We start from the raw sequence: 16,751 nt of genomic DNA, 5'->3' as shown, positions 1-16,751 counted from the left end.
TAGCAAATGACCGACAAAAAAGTTACTCGACTGCGTCGCGCTCGCAAAGCACGCCTGAAAATGCACGAACTCGAAGTCGTGCGTCTCTGCGTGTTCCGCTCGTCGCAGCACATCTACGCCCAGGTCATCTCGGCCGACGGCAACAAAGTCCTGGCAAGCGCCTCGACTTTGGATAAAGAACTGCGTGATGGTGCCACTGGCAACATCGACGCGGCCACTAAGGTTGGCCAGCTGGTCGCTACGCGTGCTAAGGCCGCTGGCGTCTCGCAAGTGGCTTTCGACCGCTCTGGCTTCAAGTACCACGGTCGCGTGAAAGCGCTGGCTGATGCTGCTCGTGAAGCTGGGCTGGAGTTCTAAGTTATGTCAAATAACGACCAAAAGCGCGACGAAGGCTACATTGAGAAGCTGGTTCAAGTTAACCGCGTAGCCAAAACCGTTAAAGGCGGCCGTATCTTCACCTTCACCGCGTTGACCGTGGTGGGTGATGGTAAAGGCCGTGTTGGCTTCGGCCGTGGCAAGTCGCGTGAAGTGCCTGCTGCGATCCAGAAGGCAATGGAAGCTGCTCGTCGCAACATGATCCAAGTTGATCTGAACGGCACCACTCTGCAGTACGCAATGAAGTCCGCTCATGGCGCTTCGAAGGTGTACATGCAGCCTGCTTCTGAAGGTACCGGTATCATCGCTGGCGGCGCTATGCGTGCTGTTCTCGAAGTTGCTGGCGTTCAGAACGTTCTGGCCAAGTGCTACGGCTCGACTAACCCGGTAAACGTGGTTCACGCCACTTTCAAAGGTTTGAAAGCTATGCAATCTCCTGAGTCCATCGCTGCCAAGCGTGGTCTGACTGTCAAGGAGATCTTCTGATCATGGCTACCGTTAAAGTAACGCTGATCAAAAGCATGACCGGCCGCATTCCTAACCACAAACTGTGCGTTAAAGGTTTGGGTCTGCGTCGCATCGGTCACACTGTAGAAGTCCAGGATACTCCCGAGAATCGCGGGATGATCAACAAGGCTTACTACATGCTGCGTGTAGAGGGTTAATCGATGAAACTCAATGATCTGAGTCCAGCGCCGGGTTCCCGTCGCGAAAAGCATCGTCCGGGCCGTGGTATCGGTAGCGGTTTGGGTAAGACTGGTGGCCGTGGCCACAAAGGTCAAACCTCCCGCTCCGGTGGCACCATCGCTCCAGGCTTTGAAGGCGGTCAACAGCCGCTGCATCGTCGCCTGCCTAAGTTCGGTTTCGTATCCCTGAAAGCCATGGACCGCGCAGAAGTGCGTCTGTCCGAGCTGGCTAAAGTGGAAGGCGACATCGTTACTGTGCAGACCCTGAAAGATGCCAACGTGATCAACGTCAACGTACAGCGTGTGAAAATCATGCTGTCCGGTGAAGTGACTCGCGCTGTCACTATCGGCAAGGGAATCGGCGCCACCAAAGGTGCGCGTTCGGCTATCGAAGCAGCTGGCGGCAAGTTCGAGGAATAAATGGCTAAGCAAGGTGCTCTCTCAGCGCTCGGCAAAGGCGGTATGTCTGAACTTTGGGCTCGTCTGCGTTTTCTGTTCCTGGCGATTATCGTCTACCGAATAGGCGCACACATCCCGGTTCCAGGTATCAACCCGGATCGACTCGCAGATCTGTTTCGACAGAATGAGGGGACCATTCTTAGCTTGTTCAACATGTTTTCCGGCGGCGCGCTGGAGCGGATGAGCATTTTTGCATTGGGGATCATGCCGTACATCTCGGCATCGATCATCATGCAGCTGATGACCGCCGTCAGCCCGCAGCTGGAGCAGTTGAAGAAGGAAGGTGAAGCTGGCCGTCGCAAGATAAGCCAGTACACCCGCTACGGCACTGTCATCCTCGCCCTGGTTCAAGCTATCGGCATGTCCGTTGGTCTGGCAGGGCAGGGTGTTGCGTTCACTGGTGACTTTGGCTTCTATTTCGTCGCGGTATCCACTTTTGTGGCTGGTGCGATGTTCATGATGTGGCTGGGTGAGCAGATTACTGAGCGTGGTGTTGGTAACGGTATCTCGATGTTGATTTTCGCAGGTATCGTCGCCGGTCTTCCGAGAGCAATCGGGCAGTCTTTCGAGTCTGCGCGTCAGGGTGATATCAATATCTTCGCCCTGGTTGCCATCGGTTTGCTGGCAGTAGCGATTATCGGTTTTGTGGTGTTCATTGAGCGTGGCCAGCGTCGTATTGCTGTTCACTACGCCAAGCGTCAGCAGGGCCGTAAGGTTTTTGCTGCGCAGACCAGCCACTTGCCGCTGAAAGTGAATATGGCCGGTGTTATTCCGGCAATTTTCGCGAGCAGCATTTTGCTGTTTCCGGCTTCGTTGGGTACCTGGTTTGGTCAGTCTGAAAATATGGGCTGGCTGCAGGACCTCTCTCAGTCGATCGCTCCTGGTCAGCCGTTGAATATTCTGCTGTTTAGTGCAGGGATTATTTTCTTCTGCTTCTTCTATACGGCGTTGATGTTCAATCCGAAAGACGTAGCGGAAAACCTGAAGAAGTCCGGTGCCTTTATTCCGGGTATCCGTCCAGGTGAGCAGTCGGCGCGCTACATTGATGGCGTTCTGACTCGTTTGACCCTGTTCGGTGCTCTATATATGACGGCCGTGTGCTTGTTGCCCCAGTTCCTGGTGGTTGCAGCAAACGTTCCGTTCTACCTTGGCGGGACCTCGTTGCTGATCGTGGTCGTGGTTGTGATGGACTTCATGTCCCAAGTACAATCGCACCTCGTTTCGCACCAGTACGAATCCCTGATGAAGAAAGCCAACCTGAAGGGCTACGGCAGCGGCATGTTGCGCTGAGTACCCCATAAGGTTCGAGGAGTTGGTGATGAAAGTTCGTGCATCGGTGAAAAAGCTGTGCCGTAACTGCAAAATTATTCGCCGCGAAGGTGTTGTTCGAGTAATTTGCAGCGCGGAACCGCGTCACAAACAGCGCCAAGGCTGAGTGTGATCCGCTTGAAGCCCGGCAGCTAGTGCGCTGCCGGGTTGATTATTTGTTATTACAGCGATATTATCTCGCGCCCTATTTCTTGGCTTCCGGGGCGTAGGTAGCTGTCAATTGGAGTCCCACTGAATGGCCCGTATTGCAGGCGTTAACATTCCAGATAACAAGCACACTGTTATCTCGCTGACCTACATCTATGGTGTTGGTCGCACTACTGCGCAGAAAATTTGCGCAGTTGCTGGGGTAAACCCAGCCGCTAAGATCAAGGATCTGAGCGACGAGCAGATTGAATTGCTGCGTGGCGAAGTGGCGAAGTTCACCACTGAAGGTGACCTGCGTCGCGAAATCAACATGAAAATCAAGCGTTTGATGGACCTCGGTTGCTATCGCGGTCTGCGTCATCGTCGTGGTCTTCCAGTACGCGGTCAGCGTACCAAGACTAACGCGCGTACCCGTAAAGGTCCGCGTAAGCCGATCCGCAAGTAATCGCCCCAGCGAATCGACAGGAAAATTATCATGGCAAAACCTGCTGCTCGTCCTCGTAAAAAAGTTAAAAAGACAGTGGTTGATGGCATCGCCCACATCCATGCATCTTTTAACAACACCATCGTGACCATCACCGACCGTCAAGGTAACGCGCTGTCTTGGGCTACCTCTGGTGGTTCGGGTTTCCGCGGTTCCCGCAAGTCCACCCCGTTTGCTGCTCAAGTAGCTGCTGAACGTGCTGGTCAAGCTGCGCTGGAATATGGCCTGAAAAACCTCGACGTTAACGTCAAAGGTCCAGGTCCAGGTCGTGAGTCTGCTGTCCGTGCTTTGAACGGCTGTGGCTATAAGATCGCCAGCATCACCGACGTGACGCCAATCCCGCACAACGGGTGCCGTCCGCCGAAGAAGCGCCGCGTGTAATCCAGGAGATTGTAAAGAATGGCTCGTTACATTGGTCCAAAATGCAAACTCGCTCGTCGCGAAGGCACCGATCTCTTCCTGAAGAGCGGCGTGCGCGCGATCGAATCGAAGTGCAACATTGAAGCAGCACCTGGTATCCACGGCCAACGCCGCGGTCGCCAGTCCGACTACGGCACCCAACTGCGTGAAAAGCAGAAGGTCCGTCGTATCTACGGCGTTCTCGAGCGTCAGTTCAGCGGCTACTACAAAGAAGCTGCTGGCAAGAAAGGTGCAACTGGTGAAAACCTGCTGCAACTGCTCGAATGCCGTCTGGACAACGTTGTATACCGTATGGGCTTTGGTTCGACTCGCGCCGAATCCCGTCAGCTGGTATCGCACAAATCCGTCAGCGTAAACGGCCAAACCGTTAACGTACCGTCTTACCAGGTTCGTGCTGGTGACGTGGTCGCGATTCGCGAGAAAGCAAAAAACCAACTTCGCATTGTCCAAGCTCTCGATCTGTGTGCCCAACGTGGCCGCGTAGAATGGGTAGAAGTAGACACTGAGAAGAAGTCGGGCGTTTTCAAGAACGTTCCTGCTCGCAGTGATCTGTCCGCCGACATCAACGAAAGCCTGATTGTCGAGCTCTACTCCAAGTAAGGGCTAGAAAATAGGTGCATCCATGCAGATTTCGGTAAATGAGTTCCTGACACCCCGCCACATTGATGTGCAGGTTGTCAGTCCAACCCGCGCCAAGATCACTCTCGAGCCTCTCGAGCGTGGTTTTGGCCACACCCTGGGCAACGCGCTGCGCCGCATCCTGTTGTCCTCAATGCCCGGCTGTGCAGTAGTCGAGGCCGAGATTGACGGTGTGCTCCACGAGTACAGCGCCATCGAAGGTGTACAGGAAGACGTAATTGAAATCCTGTTGAACCTTAAAGGTCTGGCTATCAAGCTGCACGGCCGTGACGAAGTTACGCTGACCTTGTCGAAGAAGGGTTCGGGGGTGGTTACCGCTGCCGATATTCAGCTGGATCATGATGTCGAGATCGTTAACCCCGATCACGTAATCGCTAACCTGGCGTCTAACGGCGCCCTGAACATGAAGCTCACCGTAGCTCGTGGTCGTGGTTATGAACCGGCCGACTCGCGTCAGAGCGATGAAGACGAAAGCCGCAGCATTGGTCGCTTGCAGCTTGACTCTTCGTTCAGCCCGGTTCGCCGTATCGCATACGTGGTGGAAAACGCCCGTGTCGAGCAGCGTACTAACCTGGACAAGCTGGTTATTGATCTGGAAACCAACGGTACTCTGGATCCTGAAGAGGCTATCCGCCGCGCTGCAACCATTCTGCAACAGCAGTTGGCTGCGTTCGTCGACCTCAAAGGTGACAGCGAACCTGTGGTAATCGAGCAGGAAGACGAGATCGATCCGATCCTGCTTCGCCCGGTTGACGATCTGGAACTGACTGTACGTTCGGCTAACTGCCTTAAGGCGGAAAACATTTACTACATCGGCGACCTGATTCAGCGTACCGAAGTAGAACTGTTGAAGACTCCGAACCTGGGCAAGAAATCCTTGACTGAAATCAAGGACGTTCTGGCCTCCCGCGGTCTGTCCCTCGGCATGCGCCTCGACAACTGGCCGCCTGCAAGTCTTAAGAAGGACGACAAGGCGACTGCCTGATCGTCGTAATCACCGAACGTGAGTTTGGTAAGGAATGAACCATGCGTCATCGTAAAAGTGGTCGTCACCTGAGCCGTACCAGCTCGCACCGCAAGGCCATGTTCCAAAACATGGCGGTGTCGCTGTTCGAGCACGAGCTGATCAAAACTACACTGCCGAAAGCTAAAGAACTGCGTCGCGTTGCTGAGCCGCTGATCACTTTGGCCAAGACAGACAGCCTGGCTAACCGCCGTCTGGCTTTCGACCGTACTCGTTCGAAAGCTATCGTTGGTAAGCTCTTCAACGACCTGGGCAAGCGTTACGCTACCCGTGAGGGTGGCTACCTGCGCATCCTCAAGTGCGGTTTCCGCGCTGGCGACAACGCGCCTATGGCGTACGTCGAGTTGGTTGATCGTGCTACTGCCGGCGAAGCTGTAAGCGCCGAGTAAGACGACAGTCTGCAACGAAGAACCGGGCCTAGTGCCCGGTTTTTTGTGCGCGTTATAAAAGCGCGATACGTACAAGTCCCCCACGGAATATGCTCGGAACTATGAGGTTTGTAGGGTTTGGTAGTTATTCTCTATCGATGCCTACAATTTAATGAATTTGTAGACGTCATATTGATGATCGATACTTCATCCAAGCCGATTAGCCGGCAGTTCCAAGTCCGACCTGAGGGAAATTGAGCATGAGCCAGAATAAAATCCTTACTACCGCCAGCGGCGCGCCCGTTGCGGATAACCAGAATTCCCGTTCCGCCGGTCCGCGCGGCCCGTTGCTGCTCGACGATTTTCATCTGATCGAGAAGCTCGCTCATTTCAACCGTGAAAACATTCCTGAGCGCCGTGTACACGCTAAGGGCTCGGGCGCCTATGGCACCTTCACTGTCACCCAAGACATTACGCAGTACACCAGCGCCAAGCTGTTTGAGTCCATCGGTAAGCAAACCCCGACCTTCCTGCGGTTTTCCACTGTAGGCGGCGAGCGCGGCTCGGCTGACACTGAGCGTGACCCACGCGGCTTCGCCTTGAAGTTCTACACCGAAGAAGGCAATTGGGACATTGTGGGTAATAACACCCCTGTGTTCTTCATCCGTGACCCCCTGAAGTTCCCTGACTTTATCCATACCCAGAAACGCCTGCCGCAAAGCAACCTGAAAAGCGCGCAGATGATGTGGGACTTCTGGTCACATTCACCGGAGGCGCTGCATCAGGTCACCATCCTGTTTTCGGACCGTGGCATTCCTGACGGCTACCGTCACATGCATGGCTTCGGTAGCCACACTTATAGCTTGATCAACGCCAAGGGCGAGCGGCACTGGGTGAAGTGGCACTATAAAACCAAGCAAGGCATCAAGAACCTGGCGCCGGCCGAAGCTGCACGCCTGGCCGGTACCGACCCTGATTACGCCCAGCGCGATTTGTTTGGTGCGATCGAGCGCGGTGATTTCCCGAAATGGCGCGTCTGCATCCAGATCATGACTGAGGCCCAGGCCAACGCTCACTACGAGAACCCCTTCGATGTGACCAAGACTTGGTCGCAGAAGGAGTTCCCGTTGATCGAAGTCGGCGAGCTGGAATTGAACCGCAACCCGCAAAACTACTTCGCCGAAGTGGAGCAGGCCGCGTTCGGTCCAAGCAACATGGTCCCAGGTGTTGGCTTATCGCCAGACCGTATGCTGCAAGGTCGTGTTTTCGCTTACGCCGATGCTCACCGCTACCGTGTTGGCACCAACCACCAGCAACTGCCGGTAAATGCGCCTCGTAGCCCGGTGAATAGCTACCAGCGTGACGGTTCCATGGCTTTCGGTAGTAACGGCGGTGCGGCTCCCAACTACGAGCCAAACAGCTACGCCGATGCACCGAAGCAGGCTCCGCAGTACGCAGAGCCGGCGCTGGCCCTGAGCGGCGCTGCCGATCGGTACGATCACCGTGAAGACACGGACTACTACAGCCATGCCGGCGCGCTGTTCCGCCTCATGAGCGACGAGCAGAAAGCCCTGCTCACCAGCAACATTGCCGGTGCGATGGGCGGTGTCTCCAGCGATGTGGTTCAACGTCAGTTGCAGCACTTCTATAAGGCAGACCCCGCTTATGGAGAAGCAATCGCAAAGGCCCTGGGTGTATCGCTTAACTGACTCTAAACGATAAGCAGAACCGCCCTCATTTGGGCGGTTTTTGCGTTATTTCAGCTACTTTTCTCCGGAAATCTTCACTTTTCTGCCGTTGATCCCGTGACCTCCGAGTCATCATGGTTCAAACTACAGACTTTCAAGCAGGGAGATGTAGGGCGATGCAAGGTCACCCCGACGTAATCGATTACCTCAACACGTTGCTGACGGGCGAACTGGCAGCTCGTGACCAATATTTCATCCATTCGCGTATGTACGAAGATTGGGGCTTCACCGAGCTCTACGAACGTATCAACCATGAGATGGAAGAAGAGGCACAGCACGCTGACGCACTGATGCGCCGTATCCTGATGCTGGAAGGCACCCCGCGCATGCGTCCTGACGACCTGGATGTGGGTACCACGGTGCCTGACATGCTCGCTGCCGATCTTCGCCTCGAATACAAGGTCCGTGCCGCGCTCTGCAAAGGCATCGAGCTCTGCGAGCAGCACAACGACTATGTCACCCGTGAAATCCTCCGCGTACAGTTGAATGACACCGAAGAAGATCACACCTATTGGTTGGAAAAGCAGTTGGGCCTGATCAAATTGATCGGTCTGGAGAATTACCTGCAATCGCAGTGCTGATTCACCTACAAAAAAGCCCCTGTCACCGCAAAGTGACAGGGGCTTTTTCATGGGCCCGATAAATCAGGCTTTATCGCGCGCCAACAATGGCTTCAAGTAGTAGCCGGTGTGCGACTGTGGCATTTCGGAGACCTGCTCCGGCGTGCCCACCGCAATGATCTGGCCTCCCTTGGAGCCGCCTTCCGGCCCGAGGTCTACCAGCCAGTCGGCGGTCTTGATCACATCAAGGTTGTGCTCGATCACCACAACGGTGTTGCCGTGGTCTCGCAAGCGGTGCAGAACGTCCAGCAATTGCTGGATATCCGCAAAATGCAAGCCGGTGGTCGGCTCATCGAGGATATACAAGGTCTTGCCGGTATCACGTTTGGACAGCTCACGAGACAGCTTGACCCGTTGCGCCTCGCCCCCCGACAGCGTAGTGGCCGACTGACCCAGTTTGATGTACGACAGACCCACGTCCATCAGCGTCTGGAGCTTGCGCGCCAATGCCGGTACCGCGTCGAAGAACTCCCGGGCCTCCTCGATGGTCATTTCCAGGGTTTCGTGGATGCTCTTGCCCTTGTATTTGATCTCCAGGGTTTCGCGGTTATAGCGTTTGCTCTTGCACACATCGCACGGCACGTAGATGTCCGGCAGGAAGTGCATCTCCACCTTGATCAGGCCATCGCCCTGGCACGCCTCGCAGCGCCCGCCCTTGACGTTGAATGAGAAACGGCCAGGCCCATAGCCTCGCGAACGGGCTTCCGGGACACCCGCAAACAGCTCGCGAATCGGCGTAAACAGCCCGGTGTAGGTCGCGGGGTTGGAGCGCGGTGTTCGGCCAATCGGGCTTTGGTCGATATCGACCACTTTGTCCAGAAGCTCCAGGCCCTTGATGCTGTCATGTGCAGCCGCTTCCAGGGTGGTCGCGCCGTTCAAGGCGGTGGCACTCAAGGGGAACAGGGTGTTGTTGATCAGTGTCGACTTGCCTGAACCGGACACACCAGTCACGCAGGTCAGCAAGCCCAATGGGATTTCCAGGTCGACATTGCGCAAATTGTTGCCACGCGCGCCCTTGAGGTGCAGCGCCATCTTCTTGTTGCGTGGCGTGCGCTTGGCCGGCACTTCAATCTTCACACGGCCGGAGAGGTACTTGCCTGTCAGTGAGTCCGGGTGGGCCATTACCTCGGCAGGCGTACCTTGGGCGACGATATGGCCACCATGTACGCCGGCGCCCGGGCCGATATCGACCACGTAATCGGCCAGGCGAATTGCGTCTTCATCGTGCTCGACCACAATCACCGTATTGCCGATATCCCGCAGGTGTTTCAGCGTGCCCAGCAGGCGATCGTTATCGCGCTGATGCAAGCCAATCGATGGTTCATCAAGGATATACAGCACGCCGACCAGGCCCGCGCCAATCTGGCTGGCCAGACGAATCCGCTGGGCCTCACCGCCCGACAAGGTATCGGCGCTACGATCCAGCGACAAATAGTCCAGGCCAACGTTAACCAGGAACTGCAGGCGCTCGCGGATCTCCTTGAGGATCTTGTCGGCAATCTCCCCACGACGCCCCGTCAGCTTGAGCACACCAAAGTACTCGCAGGCATCGCCAATCGGCAGGTTGGTCACCGCCGGCAATGTTTTCTCACCGACCCATACATGGCGAGCCTCGCGACGCAGCCGCGTGCCCCGGCAGTCCGGGCAAGGTTGGGTGCTGAGGAATTTCGCCAGCTCTTCGCGCACGCTTGCCGACTCGGTCTCGCGGTAGCGGCGTTCCAGGTTCGGCACAATGCCTTCGAATGGGTGGGAGCGTTTGACGATGTCGCCACGGTCATTCAGGTATTTGAAGTCGACATTCTGCGAACCACTGCCGTGCAGGATGACTTTCTGCTGGTCAGCTGGCAATTGATTGAAGGGCACTTCCAGGCTGAATTTATAGTGGGACGCCAGCGACCCCAGCATCTGGAAGTAGTAGACGTTACGCCTGTCCCAGCCGCGTATCGCCCCCTCCGCCAACGTCAGCTCGCCATTGACCAGGCGCTTGATGTCGAAGAATTGTTTCACACCCAGGCCATCGCAGGTCGGGCACGCGCCGGCCGGGTTGTTGAAGGAAAACAGCTTGGGCTCCAGCTCGCTGATGGCATGGCCACAAATCGGGCAGGCAAAGCGTGCGGAGAAGATGATTTCTTCACCCGGCTCGTCGTCCATCGGCGCTACCAAGGCAATGCCATCGGCCAGTTTCAGTGCGGTCTCGAACGATTCCGCCAAGCGCTGTTGCAGGTCGGCACGTACCTTGAAACGGTCGACCACGACATCGATGGAATGCTTTTTCTGCTTGTCGAGCTTCGGCGCTTCATCCAGCTCATAGAGCTTGCCGTTGATGCGTGCGCGCACGAAACCTTGTGCACGCAGCTCTTCGAAGACCGAAAGATGTTCACCCTTGCGCTCGCGAATAACCGGCGCCAGCAGCATCAGCTTGGCGCCTTCCGGCTGGGCCAGCACCAGGTCGACCATCTGGCTGACAGTCTGGGCTTCCAGTGGAATGTCGTGGTCCGGGCAGCGGGGGATACCTACCCGTGCGTACAGCAGGCGCAAGTAGTCGTAGATTTCGGTGATGGTACCCACAGTGGAGCGCGGGTTATGGGAGGTTGACTTCTGCTCGATGGAAATCGCCGGCGACAAACCTTCGATGGTGTCGACGTCGGGTTTTTCCATCATCGACAGGAACTGTCGGGCATAGGCCGACAGTGACTCCACATAGCGACGCTGACCTTCGGCATACAGCGTGTCGAACGCCAGGGACGATTTGCCGGACCCGGACAAGCCGGTGATAACGATCAGTTTGTCCCGGGGCAGGGTCAGGTCGATGTTCTTCAGGTTGTGGGTTCTAGCCCCACGAATCAGGATCTTGTCCAAGATGGCCTCGCACGGCGGGCGTAAATAATGCTGGAGTATACGGCTAAAGACTGGATGAATATACACTGTCAAAAGGCTGCTTGCAGCCTTACATGAAAGCTGCGCGGCAAAGCGCCGCATATACCCTCTCAATCGATGGGACTGGTAGAATCGCCGCCGGTTCACACGAGGTTTTTCCATGCACGATCCCCACAGCGAACGCATGAGTAGCGGCGAGACCCGAGCGGCAAGCGGTCTGGCCCTGGTGTTCGCCTTCCGTATGCTTGGCATGTTTATGGTGTTGCCGGTGCTGGCGACCTATGGAATGGATCTCGCAGGAGCGACCCCCGCATTGATCGGCCTGGCCATTGGCGCCTACGGACTGACCCAGGCGATCTTCCAGATTCCGTTCGGGATCATTTCCGACCGTATTGGCCGTCGCCCGGTGATTTACCTCGGGCTGATCGTATTTGCCCTTGGCAGCGTGCTTGCGGCACAGTCCGATTCGATCTGGGGCGTGATCGCCGGGCGCGTGCTGCAGGGCGCCGGTGCGATTTCCGCCGCGGTCATGGCGTTGCTGTCTGACCTCACCCGCGAACAACACCGCACCAAGGCCATGGCCATGATCGGCATGACCATCGGTCTTTCGTTTGCCGTGGCCATGGTGGTCGGCCCTTTGCTGACGCGCGCGTTTGGCTTGCACGGCTTGTTCCTGGCCACCGGTGGCATGGCGTTGTTCGGTATCGTGATCGTGGCCTTCATGGTGCCGCGCTCTACTGGCACGCTGCAGCACCGTGAGTCCGGCGTCGCACGCAAGGCGTTATTGCCGACGCTCAAGCACCCGGATCTGCTGCGCCTGGATTTAGGTATCTTCGTGTTGCACGCGATGTTGATGTGCAGCTTCGTCGCATTGCCCCTGGCCCTGGTGCAAAAAGCCGGTCTGCCCAAGGAACAACACTGGTGGGTCTACCTGACCGCCTTGTTGATTTCGTTCTTCGCCATGATTCCGTTCATCATCTATGGCGAGAAGAAACGCAAAATGAAACGAGTTTTACTCGGCGCCGTCGCGACACTGATGCTCACTGAGCTATTCTTCTGGCAGTTCGGCGATAGCCTGCGGGCGCTGGTAATCGGCACGGTGGTGTTCTTCACCGCGTTCAACCTGCTGGAAGCTTCGCTGCCTTCGCTGATCAGTAAAGTTTCACCGGCCGGCGGCAAGGGCACGGCGATGGGGGTGTATTCCACCAGCCAGTTCCTTGGCTCCGCACTGGGCGGCATCATGGGTGGCTGGATGTTCCAGCATGGCGGTTTGTCGGTTGTGTTCCTGGGATGCGCCGGGCTGGCTGCACTTTGGCTGGTCTTTGCTGTTACCATGCGCGAACCCCCATACGTTACAAGCCTGCGCATGCCGTTGTCGCCCGAAGCCGTTCGTGAAGCTGGCCTGGTAGAGCGCCTGAAGGCCGTCGTTGGGGTAACCGATGCAGTCGTGGTTGCCGAAGAGGCAGCCATTTACATCAAATTGGACACCGAATTATTGGATCGCGCGACGCTCGAGCAACTGGTCAACCCAGTGCCGACAGCGCGCCCAGCCTAGGAGAACGTTATGGCCCGTGGGGTTAACAAAGTCATATTGGTCGGTACTTGCGGCCAGGATCCCGAGGTTCGCTACTTGCCTAACGGTAATGCCGTGACCAACCTGAGTCTGGCGACCAGCGAACAGTGGACCGACAAGCAAACCGGCCAGAAGGTCGAGAAAACCGAATGGCACCGTGTGTCGATGTTCGGCAAGGTTGCAGAGATCGCGGGTGAATACCTGCGTAAAGGTTCGCAGGTCTACATCGAAGGTAAACTGCAAACCCGCGAGTGGGAAAAAGACGGCATCAAGCGTTACACCACCGAAATCGTGGTCGACATGCAAGGCACCATGCAACTGCTGGGTGGCCGTCCACAGGGCGACCAACAGGGCCAGGGTGGCATGTCCAACTCGGCACCGCGTCCTCAGCAGTCGCGTCCGCAGCCAAGCCAGCAGCCACAGCGTGAGTCGCGTCCAGCGCCTCAGCAGGCGGCTCCTCAGCCGGCTCCGGATTTCGACAGCTTTGATGACGATATCCCGTTCTAGGTCCACGACCCAGAACGAGTAAAACCCCCGATAGCGAAAGCATCGGGGGTTTTTTATGGTCGTTGATCAGGTATCCGTCGAGGCTGCTGCTACCACCATTGCCTTGAACCGGCGCAGTACCGCGGAGTCGTCACCTGTTCGCGTCGCCAGATGCAGTGGCGCCACCAGGCTCTGGCACTCCGTCAACGCCCGATAGACGATGCCATCTCCGCGCAGGCGTTGCATCGACGCCGGCACAATAGAGACCCCCAGACCCGCTGCCACCAGGCTCAACGTCGCGGTCATGCGTGGTGCTTCCTGGACCACCTGCGGGCTGAACCCCGCTTCACGGCAAGCCACCAGGATCGCGTCATACAACCCGAGCCCCACGCGTCGTCGATAAAGCACAAAGGACTCGGTCGCCAATGCCGCCAAGGGCAGGGGAGATGCAGCATCGATCGCCAATGGATGATCGGTGGGCAACGCCAGCAGCATGGGCTCCACCAGAATGGGCTCATCCTGCAACGCCTGTGTTCCGCTGAGTGGTGAGCGGATAAACGCCGCGTCGAGTTTTTCATGCAGCAAGGCGTCCAACAGTTCGCCAGTGCCCGCTTCCTCCAGGGCCACCGAGACGCCCACGAAGGTTTCGCGGAACCGTCGCAACACGCTGGGTACGAACGGGTGCAAGGCCGCCGAACTGGTAAACCCAATGGACAGTCGGCCTCGCTCACCGCGGGCGGCCCGACGCACTATGTCTGCGACACCGTCGACACGTGCCAACACATCTCGCGCTTCCTCCAGCAACGCCAGCCCCGCAGTGGTGGGGCGTACGCCCCGTGGCAGGCGTTCCATCAACACAACGCCCAACTCGGCTTCGAGGCTTTGCAGCAGCCGAGTCAGTGGCGGCTGCTGCATACCCAGGCGTTCGGCTGCACGGGTGATATAGCCTTCCTCGGCAATGGCAACGAAGGCTCTAAGCTGGCGAAGCTCCAACATAGGGATACTTTTCAGGTATGGGAGGGCTTCAATCCTGGCATTTGTTCTCATGGCTCACAAGATTTAGGCTGTAGCCAACCGCTAAAAAGAAGGAAAGCCGCGATGACCTGGTCCGCCAAGCAGTACACGATGTTTGAACAACAGCGCACTCGCCCCGTCCGCGACCTGGTGGCGGCCATTCCCAATACCGACGTACGCACGGCTGTTGACTTGGGCTGCGGCCCCGGCAACTCCACCGAGGTGCTGGCCGAGCGCTTCGCGCAAGCACAAGTCACCGGCATGGACAGCTCCGATGACATGCTGGCCGATGCGCGCAACCGCCTGCCGGCACTGAACTTTGAACTGGCCGATATCGGTGCCTGGAACCCTGGACAAACATTCGATGTGATCCTGGCCAACGCCTCGCTGCAATGGCTACCCGACCACGCCACGCTCTACCCGCATTTGGTCAACCAGCTGGCACAGGGCGGTACGCTGGCGGTACAAACGCCGGACAACCTCGACGAACCCGCCCATCGCCTGGCTCGCGAAGTCGCGGCCGATGGTCCATGGGCCGCAAAGATCGGCGCGGTCAAACACAATGAGCGGCACACCGCGAGTTACTACTACGAACTGCTGAGCATGCATTGCAGCACCGTCGACGTGTGGCGTACCACCTATCAGCACCCGCTGACGGATCACGGGGCGGTGGTGGAGTGGTTCAAGGCTTCAGCGCTGCGGCCATTTCTTGCGCCGCTGAGCGATAGCGAAAAGGCTGCTTTCCTGCAGGCGTATCAGGCACGGATCAGCCAGGCTTATCCCGCCCTGGCCAATGGCACCGTGTTGTTGCCATTTCCGCGCCTGTTCATCATCGCCACCCGCTGAAGGCACCCACACAAGTGGCGGTCATGCCGCCGCCGCTTGAGCCTGCAAGTATTCATCCGCCGACACCACGCCCGCATACCCAAATGCCAGGGATGCCATGTAGGCCCCGTGCACCTGCGCCGCCGGAATCACCTGCCCATTGAATTCCAGGTCGCGGGTGGCGCATGCGTCATGAATCACCGTGACCTTGTAGCCCAGGTCCGCTGCCGCCCGTACCACGGCGTCAATGCACATATGGCTCATGCTGCCGACCACGACCACATCGGTAATGCTGCGTTGCTCCAGCAATGTACGCAGGTTGGTCTGGCGAAACGCATTCACGAAGTGCTTGAGGACTACTGGCTCACTGCCCTCGTTCAGCACCTTGGCATGCAACTGCGCGCCTGCGGAACCCGGTGTGAAGAATGGCGCGTTTTCGTCAGCGAACTCATGGCGCACATGAATCACCGCATCGCCCGCCTGTCGAAAAGCCTGAAGCACCTGCGCTGCCTTGTCCGCCGCGGCGTCTACGCCGTCAAGCGGCCACTTGCCTTGGGGGAAGTAGTCGTTCTGGATATCGATTAGGATGAGCGCTTGCTTGGCCATGGGGGTTGCCTCGTGATGGGTTGATGGGCTCAGTATGTTAGCTGACGGCCGGTCCGAGGATTGGCTGCACCGACAATAACCGGGGGAAAACTGACAATGGCGTTGCAACGCTCGACCGTCGAGCTGGGGGTATTGATCTACCAGGGCGCACAACTGGCAGCGGTGCACGGTTTGACTGATCTGTTCGGGGTGGCCAACCGGATCGCCGCCGAGCATGCATCCGCGCAATTGCCGCTGCTGCGGATCAGCCATTGGCAGGTGGATGCTGCTGGCACGCCGGCGCGGGTATTCGACAGCGACCCCGGCCCGGAACAACCGTTGATGGCCGTGCTGGTACCGCCGTCGATTGGTGAGTTCACGGAACAACAAGCGCCGCCTGCACTGCTGGAGTGGATTCGTCGGCAGCACGCGGCGGGTACGGTGCTCGGCGGTGTGTGTGTTGGCTCGATCATGCTGGCGCGCAGTGGGTTGCTGGACGGACGCAGCGCCACCACTCATTGGTCCTCAGCTCAATCATTCGCTGCCCGTTACCCGGCCGTGCGCCTGGAGGCGAATAAACCCATTGTCGATGACGGCGACCTGATTACCAGTGCCGGGCTGATGGCCTGGTCCGAGCTGGGGCTGCGCCTGGTCGACCGGCTGATGGGGCCGAGTATTGCCGCCGACACTGCGCGTTTCCTGGTGATTGAGCACAGCGACAGCGCCAGCCAATGTGGCAGCAACTTTGCGCCGATTCTGGGGCACGGTGACGGCTCGATTCTCAAGGTTCAGCATTGGTTGCAAGCCAATGGCGCGGTGGAGGTGTCCGTCGCCGTGATGGCACACAAGGCGGGTCTGGAAGAGCGCACATTCCTGCGGCGCTTTCGCAACGCCACAGGCTTGAAACCTACCGAGTATTGCCAGCACTTACGCGTTGGCAAGGCGCGGCAGATGCTCGAGTTTACTAACGGCACCATCGACCATATTGCCTGGACCGTGGGCTATCAGGACCCGAGTGCCTTTCGCGCCACCTTCAAGAAAATCACCGGCCTCACCCCAAGCGATTACCGTAGCCGCTTTGGTGTGTGAGCC

At 57.6% G+C, this 16,751-nt stretch carries 20 protein-coding genes; 17 read left to right on the top strand and 3 right to left on the bottom strand.

The features are described 5' to 3' along the window. Positions 1-6 precede the first annotated feature (6 nt). The 13 genes from rplR to bfr all read left to right on the top strand — a co-directional run bounded on the left by rplR (position 7) and on the right by bfr (position 8,260). Positions 7-357: a 50S ribosomal protein L18 gene (rplR, locus tag M5B43_RS21400; RefSeq protein ID WP_003186037.1), complete on the top strand. Its 351-nt coding sequence runs from the start codon at positions 7-9 to the stop codon at positions 355-357. Between the two features lie 3 nt (positions 358-360). Next, complete coding sequence (gene rpsE, locus M5B43_RS21395) at positions 361-861, top strand: 30S ribosomal protein S5 (RefSeq protein WP_003176409.1); 501 nt, start codon at positions 361-363, stop codon at positions 859-861. 2 nt (positions 862-863) lie between these two features. Next, a complete protein-coding gene (gene rpmD, locus M5B43_RS21390) occupies positions 864-1,040 on the top strand; it encodes a 50S ribosomal protein L30 (RefSeq protein WP_003176408.1) in 177 nt (58 codons plus the stop codon). A 3-nt stretch (positions 1,041-1,043) separates the two neighbouring features. Then, on the top strand, positions 1,044-1,481 hold the full coding sequence (gene rplO / locus M5B43_RS21385; protein ID WP_003176407.1) for a 50S ribosomal protein L15: 438 nt from the start codon (positions 1,044-1,046) through the stop codon (positions 1,479-1,481). Beyond that, positions 1,482-2,810, top strand: a complete 1,329-nt coding sequence (gene secY, locus M5B43_RS21380) for a preprotein translocase subunit SecY (protein WP_071485371.1) — start codon at positions 1,482-1,484, stop codon at positions 2,808-2,810. 28 nt (positions 2,811-2,838) lie between these two features. Further along, positions 2,839-2,955, top strand: a complete 117-nt coding sequence (gene rpmJ / locus M5B43_RS21375) for a 50S ribosomal protein L36 (protein ID WP_002555468.1) — start codon at positions 2,839-2,841, stop codon at positions 2,953-2,955. Between the two features lie 129 nt (positions 2,956-3,084). Continuing rightward, positions 3,085-3,441: a 30S ribosomal protein S13 gene (gene rpsM, locus M5B43_RS21370; protein ID WP_024077676.1), complete on the top strand. Its 357-nt coding sequence runs from the start codon at positions 3,085-3,087 to the stop codon at positions 3,439-3,441. 30 nt (positions 3,442-3,471) lie between these two features. Next, a complete protein-coding gene (gene rpsK / locus M5B43_RS21365; protein ID WP_002555466.1) occupies positions 3,472-3,861 on the top strand; it encodes a 30S ribosomal protein S11 in 390 nt (129 codons plus the stop codon). Positions 3,862-3,879: 18 nt separating this feature from the next. After that, positions 3,880-4,500 (top strand): 30S ribosomal protein S4, encoded by a 621-nt coding sequence (gene rpsD, locus M5B43_RS21360; protein ID WP_003210056.1) that lies wholly within the window; start codon positions 3,880-3,882, stop codon positions 4,498-4,500. A gap of 22 nt (positions 4,501-4,522) precedes the next feature. Next, positions 4,523-5,524 carry a DNA-directed RNA polymerase subunit alpha gene (gene rpoA, locus M5B43_RS21355; RefSeq protein ID WP_003176403.1) on the top strand — a complete coding sequence of 334 codons (1,002 nt, stop codon included), beginning with the start codon at positions 4,523-4,525 and terminating at the stop codon, positions 5,522-5,524. 41 nt (positions 5,525-5,565) lie between these two features. After that, entirely contained in the window at positions 5,566-5,952 is a 387-nt protein-coding gene (gene rplQ / locus M5B43_RS21350) for a 50S ribosomal protein L17 (RefSeq protein WP_003176402.1), read from the top strand. 239 nt (positions 5,953-6,191) lie between these two features. Next, the gene (locus M5B43_RS21345; RefSeq protein ID WP_248751969.1) at positions 6,192-7,640 is read left to right on the top strand and encodes a catalase; all 1,449 of its coding nucleotides are present in this window, start codon (positions 6,192-6,194) and stop codon (positions 7,638-7,640) included. A 155-nt stretch (positions 7,641-7,795) separates the two neighbouring features. Then, positions 7,796-8,260, top strand: coding sequence for a bacterioferritin (gene bfr / locus M5B43_RS21340; RefSeq protein ID WP_248751968.1), 465 nt, complete (start codon positions 7,796-7,798; stop codon positions 8,258-8,260). Positions 8,261-8,323: 63 nt separating this feature from the next. Here the strand turns inward: bfr and uvrA are convergent, their stop codons facing one another. Next, positions 8,324-11,158 (bottom strand): excinuclease ABC subunit UvrA, encoded by a 2,835-nt coding sequence (gene uvrA / locus M5B43_RS21335; protein ID WP_248751967.1) that lies wholly within the window; start codon positions 11,156-11,158, stop codon positions 8,324-8,326. A 178-nt stretch (positions 11,159-11,336) separates the two neighbouring features. Between uvrA and M5B43_RS21330 the strand changes: the two genes are divergently transcribed. Together M5B43_RS21330 and M5B43_RS21325 are read left to right on the top strand one after the other, a co-directional pair. Further along, on the top strand, positions 11,337-12,731 hold the full coding sequence (locus tag M5B43_RS21330) for an MFS transporter (RefSeq protein ID WP_248751966.1): 1,395 nt from the start codon (positions 11,337-11,339) through the stop codon (positions 12,729-12,731). A 9-nt stretch (positions 12,732-12,740) separates the two neighbouring features. Then, complete coding sequence (locus M5B43_RS21325) at positions 12,741-13,256, top strand: single-stranded DNA-binding protein (RefSeq protein ID WP_003232445.1); 516 nt, start codon at positions 12,741-12,743, stop codon at positions 13,254-13,256. Between the two features lie 66 nt (positions 13,257-13,322). Here M5B43_RS21325 and M5B43_RS21320 read toward each other — a convergent pair whose 3' ends face one another. After that, the gene (locus tag M5B43_RS21320; RefSeq protein ID WP_248751965.1) at positions 13,323-14,231 is read right to left on the bottom strand and encodes a LysR family transcriptional regulator; all 909 of its coding nucleotides are present in this window, start codon (positions 14,229-14,231) and stop codon (positions 13,323-13,325) included. Between the two features lie 102 nt (positions 14,232-14,333). Between M5B43_RS21320 and tam the strand changes: the two genes are divergently transcribed. Continuing rightward, positions 14,334-15,095, top strand: a complete 762-nt coding sequence (tam, locus tag M5B43_RS21315; protein WP_248751964.1) for a trans-aconitate 2-methyltransferase — start codon at positions 14,334-14,336, stop codon at positions 15,093-15,095. Positions 15,096-15,116: 21 nt separating this feature from the next. Here tam and M5B43_RS21310 read toward each other — a convergent pair whose 3' ends face one another. Continuing rightward, a complete protein-coding gene (locus M5B43_RS21310; protein ID WP_248751963.1) occupies positions 15,117-15,680 on the bottom strand; it encodes a cysteine hydrolase family protein in 564 nt (187 codons plus the stop codon). A 96-nt stretch (positions 15,681-15,776) separates the two neighbouring features. Here M5B43_RS21310 and M5B43_RS21305 point away from each other — a divergent pair, with 96 nt between their 5' ends. Beyond that, on the top strand, positions 15,777-16,748 hold the full coding sequence (locus tag M5B43_RS21305) for a GlxA family transcriptional regulator (protein ID WP_248751962.1): 972 nt from the start codon (positions 15,777-15,779) through the stop codon (positions 16,746-16,748). Positions 16,749-16,751: the final 3 nt, after the last annotated feature.

The sequence above is a fragment of the Pseudomonas sp. MWU15-20650 genome (assembly GCF_023242475.1).
In the GTDB taxonomy this organism is placed as follows: domain Bacteria; phylum Pseudomonadota; class Gammaproteobacteria; order Pseudomonadales; family Pseudomonadaceae; genus Aquipseudomonas.
Note: the sequence above shows the minus strand (reverse complement) of the source record. Positions and strands in the feature narration are given on the sequence as shown.

What these genes read in the sequence shown, in the direction of transcription:
- rpsD (WP_003210056.1), top strand. Translation starts at nt 3,880, where the DNA reads ATGGCTCGTTACATTGGTCCAAAATGCAAACTCGCTCGTCGCGAAGGC.
- rplO (WP_003176407.1), top strand. Translation starts at nt 1,044, where the DNA reads ATGAAACTCAATGATCTGAGTCCAGCGCCGGGTTCCCGTCGCGAAAAG.
- rplR (WP_003186037.1), top strand. Translation starts at nt 7, where the DNA reads ATGACCGACAAAAAAGTTACTCGACTGCGTCGCGCTCGCAAAGCACGC.
- M5B43_RS21330 (WP_248751966.1), top strand. Translation starts at nt 11,337, where the DNA reads ATGCACGATCCCCACAGCGAACGCATGAGTAGCGGCGAGACCCGAGCG.
- M5B43_RS21325 (WP_003232445.1), top strand. Translation starts at nt 12,741, where the DNA reads ATGGCCCGTGGGGTTAACAAAGTCATATTGGTCGGTACTTGCGGCCAG.
- rplQ (WP_003176402.1), top strand. Translation starts at nt 5,566, where the DNA reads ATGCGTCATCGTAAAAGTGGTCGTCACCTGAGCCGTACCAGCTCGCAC.
- rpmD (WP_003176408.1), top strand. Translation starts at nt 864, where the DNA reads ATGGCTACCGTTAAAGTAACGCTGATCAAAAGCATGACCGGCCGCATT.
- rpmJ (WP_002555468.1), top strand. Translation starts at nt 2,839, where the DNA reads ATGAAAGTTCGTGCATCGGTGAAAAAGCTGTGCCGTAACTGCAAAATT.
- rpsE (WP_003176409.1), top strand. Translation starts at nt 361, where the DNA reads ATGTCAAATAACGACCAAAAGCGCGACGAAGGCTACATTGAGAAGCTG.
- secY (WP_071485371.1), top strand. Translation starts at nt 1,482, where the DNA reads ATGGCTAAGCAAGGTGCTCTCTCAGCGCTCGGCAAAGGCGGTATGTCT.
- rpsK (WP_002555466.1), top strand. Translation starts at nt 3,472, where the DNA reads ATGGCAAAACCTGCTGCTCGTCCTCGTAAAAAAGTTAAAAAGACAGTG.
- M5B43_RS21310 (WP_248751963.1), bottom strand. Translation starts at nt 15,680, where the DNA reads ATGGCCAAGCAAGCGCTCATCCTAATCGATATCCAGAACGACTACTTC.
- bfr (WP_248751968.1), top strand. Translation starts at nt 7,796, where the DNA reads ATGCAAGGTCACCCCGACGTAATCGATTACCTCAACACGTTGCTGACG.
- tam (WP_248751964.1), top strand. Translation starts at nt 14,334, where the DNA reads ATGACCTGGTCCGCCAAGCAGTACACGATGTTTGAACAACAGCGCACT.
- M5B43_RS21345 (WP_248751969.1), top strand. Translation starts at nt 6,192, where the DNA reads ATGAGCCAGAATAAAATCCTTACTACCGCCAGCGGCGCGCCCGTTGCG.
- M5B43_RS21305 (WP_248751962.1), top strand. Translation starts at nt 15,777, where the DNA reads ATGGCGTTGCAACGCTCGACCGTCGAGCTGGGGGTATTGATCTACCAG.
- M5B43_RS21320 (WP_248751965.1), bottom strand. Translation starts at nt 14,231, where the DNA reads ATGTTGGAGCTTCGCCAGCTTAGAGCCTTCGTTGCCATTGCCGAGGAA.
- rpsM (WP_024077676.1), top strand. Translation starts at nt 3,085, where the DNA reads ATGGCCCGTATTGCAGGCGTTAACATTCCAGATAACAAGCACACTGTT.
- rpoA (WP_003176403.1), top strand. Translation starts at nt 4,523, where the DNA reads ATGCAGATTTCGGTAAATGAGTTCCTGACACCCCGCCACATTGATGTG.